Below are 17,260 nucleotides of genomic sequence, written 5' to 3'. Positions count from 1 at the left end.
AGCAATTTTCGCACGGACGCTTCGCGTTCACGTCGTGATCCCCCGCCGGAACTTCGGGACGCGCATGCTCACCTTGGTGCCCGCGCCGGGCGCGGTCTCCACCACCAGTCCGTAGTCGTTGCCGAACGCGGCGCGCAGGCGGTCGTCGACGTTGGCGAGCCCGACGTGCGCCGCCTCCTTGACGCCGGACGACTCGGCCACCGAGTCCAGCGACCCCGACCGCAACAGTTCCGGGTCCATGCCGACCCCGTCGTCCTCGACGCTGATCACGCAGTCGGTGCCCTCGTCGGCGGCGACGATGCTGACGGTGCCGCCGTCCGGTTTGGCGGCGATGCCGTGCCGCACGGCGTTCTCGACCAGCGGTTGCAGGGCGAGGAACGGCAGCACCACGTTCAGCACCTCCGGGGCCACCTGCAATTTCACGGCGAGGGCGTCGCCGAACCGGGCGCGTTCGAGCGTGAGGTACCGGTCGATGTTGCGCAGTTCGTCGGCCAGCAGGGTGAACTCCCCCGCCGACCGGAACGAGTACCGGGTGAAGTCGGCGAATTCGAGGATCAGTTCCCGGGCGCGGCCGGGGTCGGTGCGGACGAACGACGCCACCGTGTTCAGCGCGTTGTAGATGAAGTGGGGGCTGATCTGCGCGCGCAGCGCCCGCACCTCGGCACGGTCGAGGCGGGCGCGGGACGCGTCGAGGTCGGCGAGTTCGATCTGGCTGCACGCGTACCGGGCGACCTCGGTGACTGCGCCGAGCATGCCCGGTCCGGGGTCTTCGGTGGTGACGATGCCGAGCACGCCGACCACCCCGGTGGCCTCGATGAGCAGCGGCTGCGCGATCAGCGCCCGGACCGCGTTGTCGCCCGCGCCCCGGACGAGGCCGCCGTAGGCGACGAGCACCCGGCGTTCCCCGTCGACCGCGCGGGCGGCCGCGTCACGCAGTTGTTCGGTCATGGCCTCGTGCGGTCCGCTCCACGCGAGCAGGTCGCCGGCGGCGTCGAAGACGCCCAGCGCCTGCGCGCCGGTCAACTGACGCAGATGCGGCGCGGCCTCGTCCGCGGACGTCTCGTCGAGCCCCCGCCGCAACGGGCGCGCCGCCAGTGACGCGGTGTGGAGGGTCGTGTGGACGGCCCGCTCGGTGGGTGTCGTCAACTCCCGCCGGGCGCGCAGCCACACGGCGGTGAACGTGACGAGAGGAACGAGGACGAGCAACGCCACCACGGCGACAACGGATCCCGTCATTCGCCGGCGTCCAGTCGGGCGATCAGGGTCTTCGGGGCGACCGTGCGGTACGCGTCCTCGACGATGTCGGCGACGTCGTCCCAGTCCTGCGGCACGTCGAGGTACACCCCGATCCACCCGCGGCCCCCGACGTACGGCGGGACGAAGAACCTGCCGGGGTCGCGGTACACCCAATCCTGTTGCGCTCCCGGCGGGGCCGCGGCCCAGAACGACACCCGGTCGTCGTGGTGACGGTCGGCGAGGGTCGCGAACTGCGGCGCCTTGCGGACGAACCACGCGGGTTCGCCGTGACTGACCCGCTCGGTCGCCTCGGGCAGTACGAGGCACAGCGCCCGCAGCCGTTCGAGATCCGCCTTCTTCACGGGGTTCCCCCCTCGGCGCAGGTGTCCGGTGCGGGCACGCCGGCGAAGCGGTCGGCGATCCACTGCACCGCCCCGGGGACGGACCGCCCGTCCGCGTGGCCCTCTCCGGGCCTCGTGTCGAACTCGACGACGTCGCCGAGCGCGCACGCGCTGGCGACGGCCTGCGAAGTCCATTGCGGCAGAATGAGGTTGTCCCGATCCCCCACCACGACGAGCATCGGTCCGCCCGCACCGGACTGCGGCAGCGCGATGTCCTGCAGCCACCCTCGCATGCGGTCGGCGTCGGCCGCCGTCCGCGGTCCCGTGTCGGCCGGGGTGAGCTGGGTTGCCACCGTCCACTTCTCCTGGAGTTTCGCGGCGACGCACGACAGCGTGACGTCGGGGGTGGCGGCGAGGGCGCCGCGCATGTAGTCGTCCGGGTTCAGCTCGGGGTGGATCACCTTCAATCCCTCGAGGAGGTACGGCAGGAACATCTTCTGCGGCAACGACAGTGGTGCGACGGTCCCGTCGGCGACGATCCCCGACAGGTCGGCCGCGGGTGACAGGTTCGCCGCGCCGGCGAACTCCAGGCCGTCGCCGTAGTCGTCGGCGTGCTCGGCCGCGGACCACGACGCCTGCCCGCCCTGCGACACTCCGATCGCCGCCCAGCGTGTCGACGCGTCCGGCACCACGTGGCGCGCCGCCCGGACCGCGTCGATGAGGTCGTAGGCGGCGGTGTCCGGTTCGAGGTAGGGGTGCGGGCCGTCGGTGCCGAGCCCCTGATAGTCGGTGACGGTCACGACGTACCCCCGCTGCAGCAGCGGCCGGACGAGGTTCGTGGTGCCCAGCAGCGTCGGCGAGGACGAGGGGGCGCATTCGTCGGTGACGCCCGTGGTGCCGTGCCCGACCGTCACGACAGGCCTGCCGCCGTCCGGCGCGGGGCCGCCGGGAGTGAAGACCGTGCCCACCACCTCCGAACCGCCGCCGTCGACGCCGGACGTCGACCGGTAGACGACGCGGGTCGCCGTGGCGCCGAGGGCGGTGATCGCCGGGTCGGTGCCGGGGACGGGTGCCTGGCTGATCAGCGCGCCCCGCTGATCCCCCGTCGGCGCCGGGGAAACGGGCGGGACGGAGGGCGCCGCCACCGACGTGGTGGGCGGCGGACTCGGGGACGCCGCATCGGTGGCGCAGGCGGTCAGCGCCAGGGCACCGGCCAGCGCGACCACGGCGGTTCGCACCGGACGCACAGCCACCTCGCACCTCATTCGCGACGTCTCCGCACCCGCTCCTCGGCTGCGGCCTCCTCCACATCGAGGCCTTCCAACACGCTACGCATCACTTCGTCGTCGAGTGTGCCCGCATCGCGGGCGGCGATGAGCGCCTCCCGCTGCGCGCGCAGGGCGGCGCGGCGGTAGTGGTCGAACAGTGCGCCTGCCCGTTGCTTCTCGGCGGCGTCCTCCGCCTCCTCGGCCTGCAGTCTGGCCCGCATCGACCGCCGCACCCGGTCGAGGATGTCGGCGACCTCCGCGCGGTCGACTTCCGCGGGCGGGTTCGCGGCGAATTCGACGAGCGCCCGTTCGCCCGCGTCGCGGGAGATCGCGCGGGCCAGCGTCACCTGTTCCTCCTCGCGCCTGCGTTCGTCGGGATCCGCCAGATCGAGGGTCCGGATCAGCAGCGGCATGGTGGCGCCCTGGATCAGCAGGGTGCCGACGGCCACGACGAACGCGATCGCCTGGATCACCTCGCGCCCCGGGAACGGCTGTCCGCTCGCGATCACCACGGGCACACCGGACGCGGCGGCGAGCGTGACCACCCCGCGCATTCCCGCCCAGGACACGACGACGCTCTCCCGCCACCCGAGTTCCACCGACCCGCCCGGCGCCCTGATCGCCAGCCCGACGCGGCGGCGGAGCCAGTGCAGCAGGATCCACGCCGGGCGGATCGCCATGACCACGGCGAGGACCGCGAAGCCGTAGAAGAAGATGTGATGCACCGGCAGGCCCTGGTCGCGGACGTCGTCGATGACGAACCTCAGTTGCAGTCCCATGTAGGCGAACACGAACATCTCGAGCAGGAGGTCGACGCTCTCCCACAGCGACCGCTCCTGGATTCGGGTGGCCACGGAGGCGTCGGTGGCCTTGTGCCCCATCAGGAACCCCGCGGCGACGACGGACAGCACCCCGGACGCGTGCACCTCCTCGGCCGCGAGGTACGCGGCGAACGGGAGCATCAGCCCCAGCACCGTTTCCAGCGGCGAGTCGTACATGCGGTGACGCACCCACTCGACGATCTTCGCGAGGATCAGCCCGATCAGCACCCCGGCGACGACCTCGTAGGCGAAGAACACCACGGGATGGACGGGGACCTTCGTTCCGACGACGGCGGAGACGGCGACCGCGAACAGGGTCAGTGCGGTGGCGTCGTTGACGAGCCCCTCACCGGTGAGGATGGCGATCACCCGGTTCGGCAGCCCGAGCCTGCGGCCGACGGCGACGGCGCTGACCGCGTCCGTCGGCGCGACCACGGAGCCGAGGACCAGCGCGGCGCCGAGCGTGAGTTCGGGGACCAGCCAGTTGGCGAAGAAGGCCACCCCGACCGCGGTCGCCAGGACGGTGAAGATCCCCAGCCGCAGAATCGGTGCGAGGTGGCGCCGGAACGTGGCCACCGAGAACTTGAGTGCCGCGGAGTACAGCAGCGGCGGCAGCACCACCCCGAGGATGGCCTCCGGGTCCAGTTCGAGCCGCGGCATCCCGGGAATGAACGACGCCACCGACCCGATGGTCACGAGGACGAGTGGCGCCTGCAGGTCGCGGCGCTTCGCGAAACTCGTCACGGCGATGGCCGCGATGATGACGAGGAGCACGAGGACGGCGTTCACGACACCGATTCTGCCGCGCCCGCCCGCGACGCGCGGGTCATCCCCGAAGACCCGTGCGGGCCCCGGTCCGAGAACCGGGGCCCGCACGGGTGTGTCCGGGAAGGGTTCACTCCTTCGGGGGAACGGCCTTCTTCGCCGCGTCGGCGGCCTTGTCGATCTTGTCGCTGTACTTGCCCCCGGTCTTGCTGTCCGCGACGTCGGCAGCCTTGTCGATGGCGCCGTGAACCTTGTCCGCGTTCTGCGAAGCGGCTTCCTTTCCCTTGCCCAGCAGGCCCTTCAGTGTATCGACGAAACTCATCGTTCTTCCTCCTCCGGTGCATGCGCACGCACTGTCCGCGCGAGTTCGATCACCCGCCGTGCACCCAGTCTCACAGCATTGACTCGGCGACGCCAACCGTTCGGATCGTCGCGAGCGGTACTCCGGTCAGTGCACGCCCGGAAGGTCTTCCGGCGCCGCGAAGAGCCGGCGGTGCTCACCGTGCAACCGGCCCGTGACCCACCATCCGATTTCGACGAGAACCACGCCCACGAGCCCGCACACGAGAGCGGAGGTGGTGGCGCCGATGTTGGTCGGATCGAGTTTGAAGAACTCCCGCGTGAACGGCAACGCGAACAGGATGAGGTATCCCGCTACGGATCCGAAGATCAGCACCAGCTTCCACCACACGTACGGCCGCGCGACCACGGCCAGCACCCACAGGGCGATCATGATGAGGGTGATGAGCGCCGACGTCCCGGCCTGAATCTTCTGCGTCTCCGTCTGATCCGGGCCCGCGTACACGAGAAGGTACGAAATGAACGTCGTGACACCGATGATCACACCCGACGGCACGGCGAGACGCATCACCCGCGGCACGAACCCGGAGCGCGCCCGTTCGTTGTTCGGGGCCAGCGACAGGATGAACGCGGGAATGCCGATGGTGAACCAGGCGGCGATCGTCACGTGCCGCGGCAGGAACGGATACGGCACCGGCTCGAAATGGAAGATCTGCGACAGCACACCGGTGAGTCCGATCAGGAACGCCAGCAACACCGAGTACACGGTCTTGGTGAGGAACAGGTTCGAGACGCGTTCGATGTTGCCGATCACCCGGCGACCCTCGCCCACCACGTACGGCAGGGTCGCGAACTTGTTGTCCAGCAACACGATCTGCGCGACCGCGCGGGTAGCGGGGCTGCCGGAGCCCATCGACACGCCGATGTCGGCGTCCTTGAGGGCCAGCACGTCGTTGACGCCGTCGCCCGTCATCGCGACGGTGTGACCGCGAGATTGCAGCGCCCCCACCATCTCCCGCTTCTGGTCGGGGCGCACCCGGCCGAACGTGGTGGACGTCTCCAGGGTCTCGGCGAGGGCGTCGCGGTCGGCGGGCAGTTCGCGGGCGTCGACGGGACGGTCGCCGCCGGGCAGCCCGAGGGATCCGGCCACCGCGCCGACCGACACGGCGTTGTCACCGGAGATGACCTTCACGGTGACGTTCTGGCTCGCGAAGTATTCGAGGGTGTCGCGGGCGTCGGGGCGCACGCGCTGTTCCAGGATCACCAGCGCGCGCGGTGTGATCACGCCCGGCGCCGCGGGGTGGCCGACCGGGACGTCGCAGCTGCCGAGCAGGAGCACCCGCAGTCCCGAGGAGCCGGCGTCCTCGGCCTGCCGGGCCATGTCGCTGCCGGGGTCGAGCAGGACGTCCGGTGCGCCGAGGACCCAGTTGCCGTGGGTGCCGTACGACTGGCCGCTCCACTTCTTCGCCGAGGAGAACGGGGCCTCCGCGGTCGCGTCGCCCCAGTCGGGGGCGTCGGGAAACGCCTCCTTGATCGCGAGGACGCTGGCGTTCGGCCGCGGATCGGACGCCGCCATCGCGGCGAGTGCCGCCCGGGACGGTTCGGCGTCGGACGGGTCGGCGCAGCGCAGTTCGGACAGCCGCATGCCGTTCTCGGTGAGGGTTCCGGTCTTGTCGGCGCACACCACGTCGACGCGGGCCAGACCCTCGATGGCGGGCAGTTCCTGCACGAGACATTGCCGCTGACCGAGCCGGACCACCCCGACCGCGAACGCGATCGACGTCATCAGCACCAGACCCTCGGGCACCATCGGGACCAGCGCGGCCACCATCCCGCTCAGCGCCGGCCGGATCGATTCGCCGCTGGAGAACAGCTGGTTGTAGATGATCAGCAGTCCCGCCGGAATCATCAGGTACGTGATGAATTTCAGGATCTTGTCGATGCCGCTGCGCAACTCCGAGTGCACGAGCGTGAACTTGCTGGCCTCGTCCGCGAGTTTCGCGGCGTACGCGTCGCTGCCGACCTTCGTGGCCCGGTAACAGCCGCTGCCCGACGCGACGAAACTTCCCGACAGCACCTGCTGACCGACGTCCTTGTGCACGGGGTCGGCCTCACCGGTGAGGAGGGACTCGTCGACGTCGAGGGACGCCGCCTCCACCACGACCCCGTCGACGACGATCTGATCGCCGGCGCCGAGTTCGATGATGTCGTCGAGCACGACCTCCCGGGGTGCCATCGCGACCGCGACGCCGTCGCGGCGCACCACCGGTTTGGTCTGGCTGACGATCGCCAGCTTGTCGAGGGTCCGCTTGGCCCGCACTTCCTGGATGATGCCGATGCCGCTGTTGGCGATGATCAGCAGACCGAACATCCCGTCGATGATCGAACCGGTGGCCAGCACGATGAGCAGCAGTACCCCGAGGATCGCGTTGATCCGGGTGAACACGTTGGCGCGCACGATGTCGCGCACCGACCGGCTGGCCCGATCCGGGACGTCGTTGGTCTTACCCGCCGCCACCCGCTCCGCCACCTGGGCGGCCGTCAGTCCCTCCACCGCGACGACTGCCACGCTGTCGGTGCCCGTTTCGTCGTATGCCATGGTCAAAGGCTACGCAACGGGGCTCGGCTCCGAGGGGATGCGCGCCGGGTTCAGCCGAGTGCGGTCCACCACGGGGTTTGCGCGGCCGGCTTCAGTGCGTCGACCCGCTGTCCGGGCATCGGCACGGCCACCGGGGTGCCCGCCTCCTGCGCGGCCGCGAGCAGCCGGACGATCGGCTCGGACCACGTGTGGAACGCGAGGTTGAACGTGGCCCAGTGCACCGGCACCAGCAGTCCGCGGCCGGCGTCGCCGGCGTTGAGGTCGGCGTGCGTCTGCACCGCCTCCTCGGGGTTCATGTGGATGTCCGCCCACCGGGTGTCGTAGGCGCCGACGGGCAGCAGCGTGAGATCGAACGGACCGTAGCGGCGGCCCAATTCGGCGAACCGCGGCGTGTACCCGCTGTCGCCGCCGAAGAACACCTTCCGGCTCGGACCGGCGAGCACCCACGACGCCCACTGGGTGGTGTTGCGCACCAGGCCCCGGCCGGAGAAGTGCCGGGCCTCGGTGCACGTGAGCGTGAGTTCGCCGAGGGTCGTCGACTCGTCCCAGTCGAGTTCCACGATCCGCTCCTCCGGCACCCGCCAGTGACGCAGGTGCGCGCCGAGGCCGACCGGAACCACGAACGGCGCCTTCTGGGTGGCGGCGAGTTGCTGCACGGTGGCCATGTCGAGGTGGTCGTAGTGGTCGTGCGAGATGACGATGGCGTCCAGGACGGGCAGGTCGGCCAGCGGCACGGGGGTCGGGTGCATGCGGGACGGACCGAGAAGCGCGGACGGCGACACCCGGCGGCTCCACACCGGGTCGGCCAGCACCCGGTAGCCGTCGACCTCGACGAGCACACTCGAATGGCCGTACCAGGTGACGGCGACGTCGGCGGCCTCGACGGGCGCGAGGGGCGTCGCGAGCGGGATCGGCCTGCGCGGGCGTCCCGCCTTGCCCCGCGTGATCAGCGCCTTGAGGATCCCGGTCTCCGAACCGGGCAGCATCATGCTGCTCGGATCGGTGTTGTGGAACTGACGGTTGCGGTACCGCGGCGACGTCGCGGCGTACGGACGCACCTTGGCGCGCGACGCGCCGATCTGGGACGGGAGCCCCCACGCGGCGCGCGTCAGCCACCCGAGGGCGGCGGTGGCCAGAACAGTCGTCACGGCGTTCTTCGCTTTCACCCCGACAACTGTAACCACGAGTGCGGGAAAGGTGCGGCCGACGGCTACTGACCGCGGAACACCGGGGGACGCTTCTCGGCGCGGGCGGCCCGCGCTTCCTGCGCGTCGTAGCTCTTCCACGCCGCGTGCAGCGCCGCGAGCTGCTCGGGCGGCGGCGGGCTCTGGGTGCCGTCGTCGTTGAGCACCATCTTGAGGTGTTGCAGCGACAGTGGCGCGAGGCGCGCGATCGAGTGCGCCCACTGCTGCGCGACGGCGAGGTCGCCGCGCTTGTTGGCGAGGCCGTGCGCGAGCGCCTCGTCGGCCCCGACCTCTTCCGCGCCGAGCAGGATCGTTCGTGCCGGTCCGCCGCCGATCAGGGCGGCCAGCCGGTGCACGGTCCACCGGTCCACGGAGATCCCGAGCTTGGCGGCGGGGATGGCGAAGCGGGCCTCGGGCGCGACCACCCGCAGGTCCGCGGCGAGCGCCAGCTGACTGCCCGCACCGATCGCGGGGCCGTTGATCGCGGCGATGACCGGGACGGGGACCGAGTCGATGGTGTGCAGCATCTCGAGCAGGGTGTCGGTGAACCCGTCGGCGTACACGTCGCCCGAGAGGTCGGCGCCCGCGCAGAATGCACTGCCCTGTCCTGTGAGGACGATCACCCGCGCGCCGTCGGTGACGGACTTCTCCGTCTCCTCGCGCAGCAGGTCGCAGATCTCGGTGTTCAACGCATTGCGACGGTCGGGTCGTTGCAGTTCGAGGGTGAAGACGTCGCCGTCACGACTCGTCCCGATCATGTCCACTCGCTTTCTTCGTGATTGCTGTCCACTGACCAATTCTCCGCTGCCCACCCGACTGGGCGTCCGTCAGCCAACCACAGCGAAATCGGACGGAACACACGAGGCTCTCCGGGAGTTGTGAAGGTGGAGGTGAGGACCGACATGAACAGTGCTGTGGACATGGATGTGGACGTCGCCGTGATCGGCGCGGGGCAGGCGGGGCTGTCCGCCGCCTACTATCTGCGCAGGTTCGGGGTGGAGCCGGAATCCGGTTTCGTGGTGCTCGATCATGCGCCGGGGCCCGGCGGCGCGTGGCAGTTCCGGTGGCCGTCCCTGACGCTGAGCACCGTCAACGGGGTCCACGACCTGCCCGGGCTGGGCTTCGCCGAGACGGTCGGGGTGGACCCGAACGATCCCGAGGCCGCACTGGTGCACGCGTCGAGCGCGGTTCCGCAGTACTTCGCGACGTACGAGAAACAGTTCGAGTTGCCGGTGCACCGCCCCGTGCACACCCGGGTGGTGTGCGCACGGGGCGAGCGTCTGCGGATCGAGACCGACTGCGGCGTGGTGTCGGCCCGCGGCCTGATCAACGCGACGGGGACGTGGGAACGCCCCTTCATTCCCCGCTACCCCGGCGCGGAGTCGTTCACCGGCCGCCAGGTGCACACCAAGGACTACTCCTCGGCGCAGGACTTCACGGGCAAGCACGTGCTCGTCGTGGGCGGTGGCATCTCGGCGGTGCAGTTGCTGGACGAGATCTCCCGGGTCACCACCACCACGTGGGTGACACGCCGCCCGCCGGAGTTCCGGGACGAGCCGTTCACACCCGAGATCGGCCGGGCCGCCGTCGCACTGGTCGAGGACCGGGTTCGCCGCGGACTGCCGCCGGGCTCGGTGGTGTCGGTGACGGGGCTGCCCGTGACGCCCGCGATCCGCGCCGCCCGCGAACGTGGGGTGCTGGCGCGGCAACCGATGTTCAGCGAGATCACCGCGGACGGTGTCCGCTGGGCCGACGGGCACGAAGTGAAGGTCGATGTGATCCTGTGGTGCACGGGTTTCCGGAGTTCGCTCGATCACCTCGCGCCGCTGCGGCTGCGCGGACCGGGCGGCGGGATCACGATGACGGGGCGCCTGGCCACCCAGGTGGCATCGGATCCGAGGATCCACCTCGTGGGGTACGGACCGTCGTCGTCGACGATCGGCGCGAACCGGGCCGGGCAGGCCGCGGTCCGCGAACTCACCCGCCACCTCGGGCTGACCGCCGGAGCCGAGCGGCCTACCTGATCAGCGAGGCGACGAACGCGGCCTGGTCGGGTCCGGCCTGATACATGCTGCCGAAGTGACCACCCGAGTACACCCGGTAGTCGAGATCCGTACCCGCCGTGCGCATCTCGGACACGAGCTTCTCCGTCAGCGGCAGCGGCACCGACGCGTCGGTGATCCCCTGCACCAGCAGCAGCGGGCGGTCGTATCCCGCGACCGGGACCTCGAGGTATTCGCGCAACGCGTCCTGCAGCGCGGGCACGTCGAGTGCCCGCGACAGCATCTGCGCCACCGACACATTCGCGGTCATGGCCGCGAACTGCCGGAACGGCACCTCGGGGGCGGCGTCGACGAACTGCTTCCCGACCGGGGTCAGATAGCTGTCGACGTCCAGTTCCGGGTAGGCGTCGCGGACCCCGGCGATCAGGTACGACATGTACACGGTGAGACCGGCCAGGCCCTGCGGCGGAAACGAGGGACCGCTCCAGTTCGACACCAACTCGATGTTCGACGGCACCCCGTTGGCGACGGCCCCGCGGTAGTCGAGTTCCGGCGCGTACGACGTGGCGACGTGTGCGGCGAACACCGCGGCCTGACCGCCCTGGGACAGTCCGACGGCCATCCACGTGGAGGAGAGGTCGGCGTCGATCTCCCGGGCGGCGCGGACGGAGTCGACGACGCTGCGGCCGGCGACCTTCCCGTCGAGGTAGGGCGGCACCCCCGGGGCGCCGAGGCCCACGTAGTCGGTGGCGGCCACCGCGTAGCCGAGTTGCAGCCAGCTGCTCACGTAGTCCGAGGATTGCGGGTCGACCCCCGTCACAGAGGGTGCGTCGGCGTCGGAGTCCCCCACCGTCCCGTGCGCCCACGCAATGACGGGCCATCCGCCGGCGGGCGGCGCCCCGGCCGGCACGAACACCATCCCAGTGCACGGGGTGATGCCGTGCCGGTCGGTGGTCAGGTACGTCATCCGGTACGCGCTTCCGGTTCCGCGAAGCCGGAGTTCGGCGGGCAACTCGGACGAGGCGACGACGGTGCCGGGACGCGATCCGGCCCGCAGAGGATCCGCACCGACAGTTGGTGCCCACAGCACGCTGACCAGTGCGAGCAACGCCACGATGCGCCACCACCTCCGCACCACTCAACGGTAGCTGCGCGGAGGTGGCGCAGTACTGTGAATCGTCCACTCGCGGGGAAGTGGGACGCACGAGACCGGGAGAGCAGAAGAGACATGAGCGACGACAGCCGGATCCTGACTCCCGGCGACACTTGCTGGCAGGTTGCCCGCGCCGATCGACTCGCGTGCATCGTCGATGCGGCGGACTACTTCCGGCACGCCAAGTCCGCGATGCTCCAGGCGCGCAGGCGCATCATCCTCATCGGCTGGGACTTCGACACGAGGATCGAGTTCGAACCGGACGAGAAGACGCTCGACGGGCCCAATCAGCTCGGCCGGTTCCTGGCCTGGCTGACGCGCGAACGCCCGGACCTGGAGATCTACCTGCTCAAGTGGAACATCGGGGCGTTCACCGCGATCGGACGCGGGATGACGCCGATCTTCGTGGTCAACTGGGTGACGGACCGCCGCCTGCACTTCGAACTCGACGCCGCCCACCCGATCGGCTCGGCACACCACCAGAAGATCGTCGTCATCGACGACGCACTCGCGTTCTGCGGCGGCATCGACATGACCGTGGACCGGTGGGACACCCCCGAACATCGGGATCGCAACCACTACCGGACGCAGCCGAACGGCAAGCGGTACGGGCCGTGGCACGACGCGACGACCGCCGTCGACGGGGACGCGGCGAAGGCCATCGGAGAACTCGCCCGCACCCGGTGGAAGGCGGCCACGGGGCGGGAACTCGGTCCGGTCGACGAGCTCGCGGGCAGGACTCCGTGGCCGGAGGGGCTGGAGCCGGCGATGCGTTCCGTCGACGTGGGCGTCGCCCGCACCCTGCCGGAGCTGCCCGACCGGGGCGAGGTCCGGGAGATCGAGGCCCTCTATCTCGCGGCGATCGCCGGCGCCGAGCGGTCGCTGTACATCGAGAGCCAGTACCTGGCGTCCCGCACCCTCGCCGAGGCGATCGCCGCGCGACTACGCGAACCGGACGGGCCGGAGATCGTGCTGGTGCTGCCGCGCAACGCGGACGGCTGGCTCGAACAGAAGGCGATGGACGGTGCCCGCCGCCGGTTGCTGCACCTGCTCTGGCGGGCCGACACCGGGAACCGGCTGGGCGTCTACTACCCCGTCACGGCGGGCGGCGAGCCGATCTACGTCCACGCCAAGGTGCTGGTGATGGACGACCGCCTCCTGCGAGTGGGCTCGTCGAACCTCAACAACCGGTCGATGGGCTTCGACTCCGAATGCGATCTCGCGGTCGAGGTCACCGCGGACACGGCGAACGGTGACGAACTGCGGGAGACCATCCTGGGCATCCGCCGTCAGCTCGTGTGCGAGCACCTCGGCGTCCCGGCCACGCAGTTCGACGACACGCTGACCGCGACGTCGTCGCTCCTGCGCACCGTCGAGACCCTGCGGGGCGGTGGCCGGACCCTGGAGAAGTTCGAGCCGGACACGGTCGAGGACGAGGACAGCCCGCTGGCCGAGAACGAACTGATGGATCCCGAACGCACACCGGCGAGCTTCTGGGAGCGGACCAGTCGGGGCCGGTTGCGGCGCAGGGTGATCCGTCGTCAGAAGGCGGCCGGTTCGGTGCGGTAGATGCGCCGGTAGTCCTTGCGGAACGCCCGCCGCCCCAGGATCGACCACGCCATCCTGGCAGCGAAGGGCATCTCCGACAGGAACATTCGGCGCTCCTCCGGGGTCGCCCCCTGCAGGATGAAGCCGAGGAACACCAGCAGCCGGTCCTTGGGGATCGACGCGCGGCCGCGGTCCCCCATCTCCTGCCACTCGGCGAGCGTCATGAACTGCTCGGCCATCGGGAGGATGTGCCGCTCCTCCTCGGCGAGGTGCTCGCACAGCGCGTCGGACAGTGCGGTCAGCGTCTTCGCCAGCGGTTCGCCGTCCACCGCGTCCGCCGTGAACGCGGCACCCTGCGTCCGCGCCAGCGAGAGCAGTTCGGAGATGCGTTCATGCTGCTCCTCCATCCGCAGCACCAGCGCCGCGTCGGTGGGCGCGCGGTCGAGCAGTTTCGGCCACAGGAGGTCGTCCTCACTCGAATGATGGTGGTGGAGGGCGGTGGCGAGTTCCTCGAAGAACGTCACCACCTCCCCGGCCCGGGCGGTGTCGCCGGCGGGAACCCGGCGGACGAGCGCGGGCAGCGCGGCGAACTGGCGGCGGAAGCAGTTGTGGACCACCACCATCTCGCGGGTGTCGGGGCGGGTCGTGTGAGCAGTCGGAGTCGTCATGCGATCAAGGATCGGTTCGGCGTCTTGGAGAGCACTTGGAGGCCACTAGTGCCTACGCTTGGCACGATGGTGCGGATTCGAGTACTCGGGACGCTCGAGGCGGAGGACGAATCGGGGGCGGTGGACCTCGGCGGCCCCCGCCAGCGGGCCGTGCTCGCCCTGCTGCTCGTCGCGCGCGGCGAGGTGGTTCCGGTGGATCGGCTCGTCGACGACCTCTGGCACGGCGCTCCCCCTGCGCGGGCCGTCGGCGCACTCCAGGCATACATTTCGAATCTGCGACGGGCACTGGAGCCGCACCGCGCGCCGCGGGCGGACTCCACCGTCCTGGTGAGCCGCGCCCCGGGGTACGCGCTCACCCTGCCCCCGTCCGCGGTCGACGCGTGGGAGTTCGAGAACCTGGTCCGCTCCGCCGCGGGCACCGGGCCAGCCGACCTGGAGCGGGCGCTGAGCCTGTGGCGGGGGCCGGCGTTCGCCGAGGTGGCCGGTGAGCACTGGGCACTCGCCGAGATCGCCCGGCTCGAGGAACTGCGGGTGGTGGCGCGCGAACGGGTGGTGGCCGCCGACGTCGCGTCCGGCGACGCCGCGGGCGCGGTACTCGACGCGCAGTCCCTCACCCGGGACCATCCGCTCCGGGAAGAGGGGTGGCGGTTGCTCGCCCTGGCGTTGCACCGCAGCGGGCGGCAGGCCGACGCCCTGGCCGCACTGCGCGAGGCCCGCGACCGACTGGTGAGCGAACTCGGCCTCGACCCCGGTCCCGGCCTGACCGAACTGGAACGCCGGATCCTCACGGGCACCGTTCCGTCCGCACCCGCTCCCGCCGCGGTGCCCGTCGACACCGCCCCGGACCCCTGGTTCCTCGGCCGCACCGCGGAATTGGCGACCCTCACCGGCCTGATGAGCGATTCCGGCACCCCCGTGGTCCTCCTCGGCGGCGACGCCGGATCGGGGAAGTCGTCCCTCCTGCGCCGGTTCCGCCGAACCCTCCGCGGCGCGAAGTGGCAGGTGGCGGTGGGTCGCTGCCCCGAAGTGGACGGCGCCCCGCCCGCCTGGGCGTGGGTGGAGATCCTGCGGGCGCTGCGCGAGACCGTCGACCCCGGCACCGAGGCGGACGCGCTGGCACCCCTGCTCGCCGACGACCGTTCGCACGCGACCCGTCCGGACGACCCGAGCGGACGGTTCCTGCTGCACCGTGCGGTCGCCGACTACCTCGGGGCCGTCCGCGATCACGGCCCGCTCGCCGTCGTCCTCGACGACGTCCACCGCGCCGACGAGGACACCCTGTCGATCCTCGTGCGGCTCGCCCAGCAGCGGTCGCCGATCCTGCTGATCCTCGCGTTCCGCCCGGACGAAATCGACGCGAATCTGGAGAACTGTTTCGCCGACCTCGCGTCGCTGCAACCGACGCGCATCCGCCTCGGCGGACTCGGACCCGAGGAGTCGGCGGAGCTGATTCGGCACGTGTCGGGCCGCGACCCCGACCCCGGCACCCTCCGCGCGCTCGCCGACCGGACCGGCGGAAATCCGTTCTACCTGCAGGAGAGCGCCCGGCTCCTGGACAGTGAGGGCGAACTGGTGGCCACGTCGGAGGTGCCCGAGGGGGTCCGGGACGTTCTGCGCCGGCGGATCGCCCGCCTCCCCGAACTCACCGTGTCCGTCCTGCGACTGGCCGCGGTCGTTGGCCGCGAATCCGACATCGACGTCCTCACCCGGGCCGCCGAGGTCGACGAGGACGCCGTGTTCGACGCACTCGAATCGGGGGTGATCGCCGGACTGCTCGGCGAGCCGCGCGCCGGGACCGTCCGCTTCACGCACGCCCTCGTCCGCGACACCCTCTACTCCGACCTCACCCGGCTGCGCAGGAGCCGCTGGCACGCCCGGGTCGGGTCGGCGCTCGAGGAGTTGCGGCCCCACGACGTCGCGGCGCTCGCCCACCACTTCACCGAGGCCCTGTCCGCCGCGACCGCACGGCAGGCCCTCGACCACAACGTCGCGGCCGCGGCGCAGGCCGCCGACCGCTACGCCCACGACGCGGAGATCGGCTTCCTGAACGACGCCCTCCGCGCGGCCGACCGGTTGCCGCCGGACGCCGCGGCGTCCGTGGACGAGCGCGTCGACCTCCTCACCGAGCTGAGCCGCACCCAACTCGCCGCCGGTATCGGACTGGACGGGGCCCGGTCACGGAAGCGGGCCCTCGAGCTCGCCCGGGACGCAGACCGCACCGATCTGGCGATCCGGGTGCTCGCGTTCGTCGACACCCCGACGCCGTGGATCAACCGGCGCTACGGCGAAGTGGACACGGCCGTCGTGGACCTGATCGAGGCCCTGCTGCGGGACGAGATATTGGAGCCGGCGGTGCGATGCCGGCTGCTGGTCACGCTCGTCCACGAGATCGGGGCGGAGGATCACGAACGCACCGGGACCGCGGTCCGGGAGGCCGAGGTCCTCGCCCGCGACCTGGACGATCCGGTGCTTCTGGGGCTGGTGCTCTGCGCCGTCCACGCCGGCACCGGCTCCCCGACCAGCACACTCGGCGATCACGTCATCGGCGAAGAACTGCTCCGGATCGGCGACCGGACGCAGCTACCGGTGTTCACGATGCTCGGCCACCACCTGCTGGCCGAGATCGCGTCCGGCAACGGCGACATCCCGGCGATCGAACATCACATGTGTCTCCAGTCGGAACTGGCGGACCGGTACCGGTTCCAGCAGGCGCAGGCGACCCGGCAGATGAACCGCGGGATGGTCGCGCACCTCACCGGCGACCTGGACGCCGCGGAACGCCACTACGAGCGCGGCCACGAGTTGATGACCCGGGCCGGCCTCGACGCGGACAGTGTCTTCGCCCTCGCGGTGTTCACGCTGCGGCTCACCGAGGGCCGGGCCGGCGAATTCGAGGCCGTCATCGCGTCTGTCGACAGTGCCGCGACGGACGTGCTCGCCGATCTGCACGCCCTCGCCCTTCTCGGCAACGGCAAACCGGAGCAGGCGCGTCAGGTGCGGAGCCACCTCCGCCCCGTCCGCCGCGACTTCTTCCATTCCCTCATGATGTCGCTGCGCGGCATCGTCGTCGCCGGGCTGGGTGAGCGGGACGAGGCCGCGTCCGTGCACGCGGAACTGAGCCCGTACAGCGGCCAGATCGGGGGCGGCGACACGGCGGCGTTCGCGGTCGGGCCCGTCGACACGATCCTCGGCGACCTCGAGGTGCTACTCGGCAGGCCCGAGGCGGCGCGCACGCACTACGCCGCGGCACTCGCGCTGGCCGAACGCTGCGGCTGTCCGGCCTGGATCGACGCGGCCCGCACCCGGGTGACCACCCACCCAAGCGAGTTCCAAGTCGGTCACTAGCGGCCGGGCGCACAGTCGGAGGCGACAGA

Annotated in this window: 13 protein-coding genes; 3 read left to right on the top strand and 10 right to left on the bottom strand. The window is 71.0% G+C overall.

Annotated elements, in window-relative coordinates:
* Positions 1-27 precede the first annotated feature (27 nt).
* The 8 genes from ROP_RS25350 to ROP_RS25315 all read right to left on the bottom strand — a co-directional run bounded on the left by ROP_RS25350 (position 28) and on the right by ROP_RS25315 (position 9,272).
* The gene (locus ROP_RS25350; RefSeq protein ID WP_015888857.1) at positions 28-1,236 is read right to left on the bottom strand and encodes a histidine kinase; all 1,209 of its coding nucleotides are present in this window, start codon (positions 1,234-1,236) and stop codon (positions 28-30) included.
* Positions 1,233-1,598 (bottom strand): MmcQ/YjbR family DNA-binding protein, encoded by a 366-nt coding sequence (locus ROP_RS25345; protein ID WP_015888856.1) that lies wholly within the window; start codon positions 1,596-1,598, stop codon positions 1,233-1,235. The genes ROP_RS25350 and ROP_RS25345 overlap by 4 nt, the downstream gene beginning before the upstream one ends.
* Positions 1,595-2,842, bottom strand: a complete 1,248-nt coding sequence (locus ROP_RS25340; RefSeq protein WP_043825301.1) for a lipase family protein — start codon at positions 2,840-2,842, stop codon at positions 1,595-1,597. Before ROP_RS25340 ends, ROP_RS25345 begins: the two co-directional genes overlap by 4 nt.
* Positions 2,839-4,455, bottom strand: coding sequence for a Na+/H+ antiporter (locus tag ROP_RS25335; RefSeq protein ID WP_015888854.1), 1,617 nt, complete (start codon positions 4,453-4,455; stop codon positions 2,839-2,841). The genes ROP_RS25340 and ROP_RS25335 overlap by 4 nt, the downstream gene beginning before the upstream one ends.
* A gap of 106 nt (positions 4,456-4,561) precedes the next feature.
* Positions 4,562-4,753, bottom strand: coding sequence for an antitoxin (locus ROP_RS25330; protein ID WP_015888853.1), 192 nt, complete (start codon positions 4,751-4,753; stop codon positions 4,562-4,564).
* 126 nt (positions 4,754-4,879) lie between these two features.
* Complete coding sequence (locus tag ROP_RS25325) at positions 4,880-7,330, bottom strand: HAD-IC family P-type ATPase (RefSeq protein ID WP_015888852.1); 2,451 nt, start codon at positions 7,328-7,330, stop codon at positions 4,880-4,882.
* A gap of 50 nt (positions 7,331-7,380) precedes the next feature.
* Positions 7,381-8,496, bottom strand: coding sequence for an MBL fold metallo-hydrolase (locus ROP_RS25320; protein WP_015888851.1), 1,116 nt, complete (start codon positions 8,494-8,496; stop codon positions 7,381-7,383).
* A gap of 44 nt (positions 8,497-8,540) precedes the next feature.
* Positions 8,541-9,272, bottom strand: coding sequence for an enoyl-CoA hydratase (locus tag ROP_RS25315; protein ID WP_043826795.1), 732 nt, complete (start codon positions 9,270-9,272; stop codon positions 8,541-8,543).
* A 144-nt stretch (positions 9,273-9,416) separates the two neighbouring features.
* On the opposite strand from ROP_RS25315, the gene ROP_RS25310 reads away from it, so the two are divergent.
* Positions 9,417-10,538: an NAD(P)-binding domain-containing protein gene (locus ROP_RS25310; RefSeq protein ID WP_193384866.1), complete on the top strand. Its 1,122-nt coding sequence runs from the start codon at positions 9,417-9,419 to the stop codon at positions 10,536-10,538.
* Here ROP_RS25310 and ROP_RS25305 read toward each other — a convergent pair.
* Positions 10,531-11,631 (bottom strand): lipase family protein, encoded by a 1,101-nt coding sequence (locus ROP_RS25305; protein ID WP_050785127.1) that lies wholly within the window; start codon positions 11,629-11,631, stop codon positions 10,531-10,533. The genes ROP_RS25310 and ROP_RS25305 overlap by 8 nt on opposite strands.
* A gap of 114 nt (positions 11,632-11,745) precedes the next feature.
* Here ROP_RS25305 and ROP_RS25300 point away from each other — a divergent pair, with 114 nt between their 5' ends.
* A complete protein-coding gene (locus tag ROP_RS25300) occupies positions 11,746-13,239 on the top strand; it encodes a phospholipase D-like domain-containing protein (protein WP_015888847.1) in 1,494 nt (497 codons plus the stop codon).
* Here ROP_RS25300 and ROP_RS25295 read toward each other — a convergent pair.
* Positions 13,212-13,886, bottom strand: coding sequence for a hemerythrin domain-containing protein (locus ROP_RS25295; protein WP_015888846.1), 675 nt, complete (start codon positions 13,884-13,886; stop codon positions 13,212-13,214). The two genes, ROP_RS25300 and ROP_RS25295, sit on opposite strands and share 28 nt — an antisense overlap.
* Before the next feature lie 66 nt (positions 13,887-13,952).
* Here ROP_RS25295 and ROP_RS25290 point away from each other — a divergent pair, with 66 nt between their 5' ends.
* Positions 13,953-17,231 carry a BTAD domain-containing putative transcriptional regulator gene (locus ROP_RS25290; RefSeq protein WP_043825298.1) on the top strand — a complete coding sequence of 1,093 codons (3,279 nt, stop codon included), beginning with the start codon at positions 13,953-13,955 and terminating at the stop codon, positions 17,229-17,231.
* Positions 17,232-17,260: the final 29 nt, after the last annotated feature.

The organism is Rhodococcus opacus B4 (assembly GCF_000010805.1).
In the GTDB taxonomy this organism is placed as follows: Bacteria; Actinomycetota; Actinomycetes; order Mycobacteriales; family Mycobacteriaceae; genus Rhodococcus_F; species Rhodococcus_F opacus_C.
Note: the sequence above shows the minus strand (reverse complement) of the source record. Positions and strands in the feature narration are given on the sequence as shown.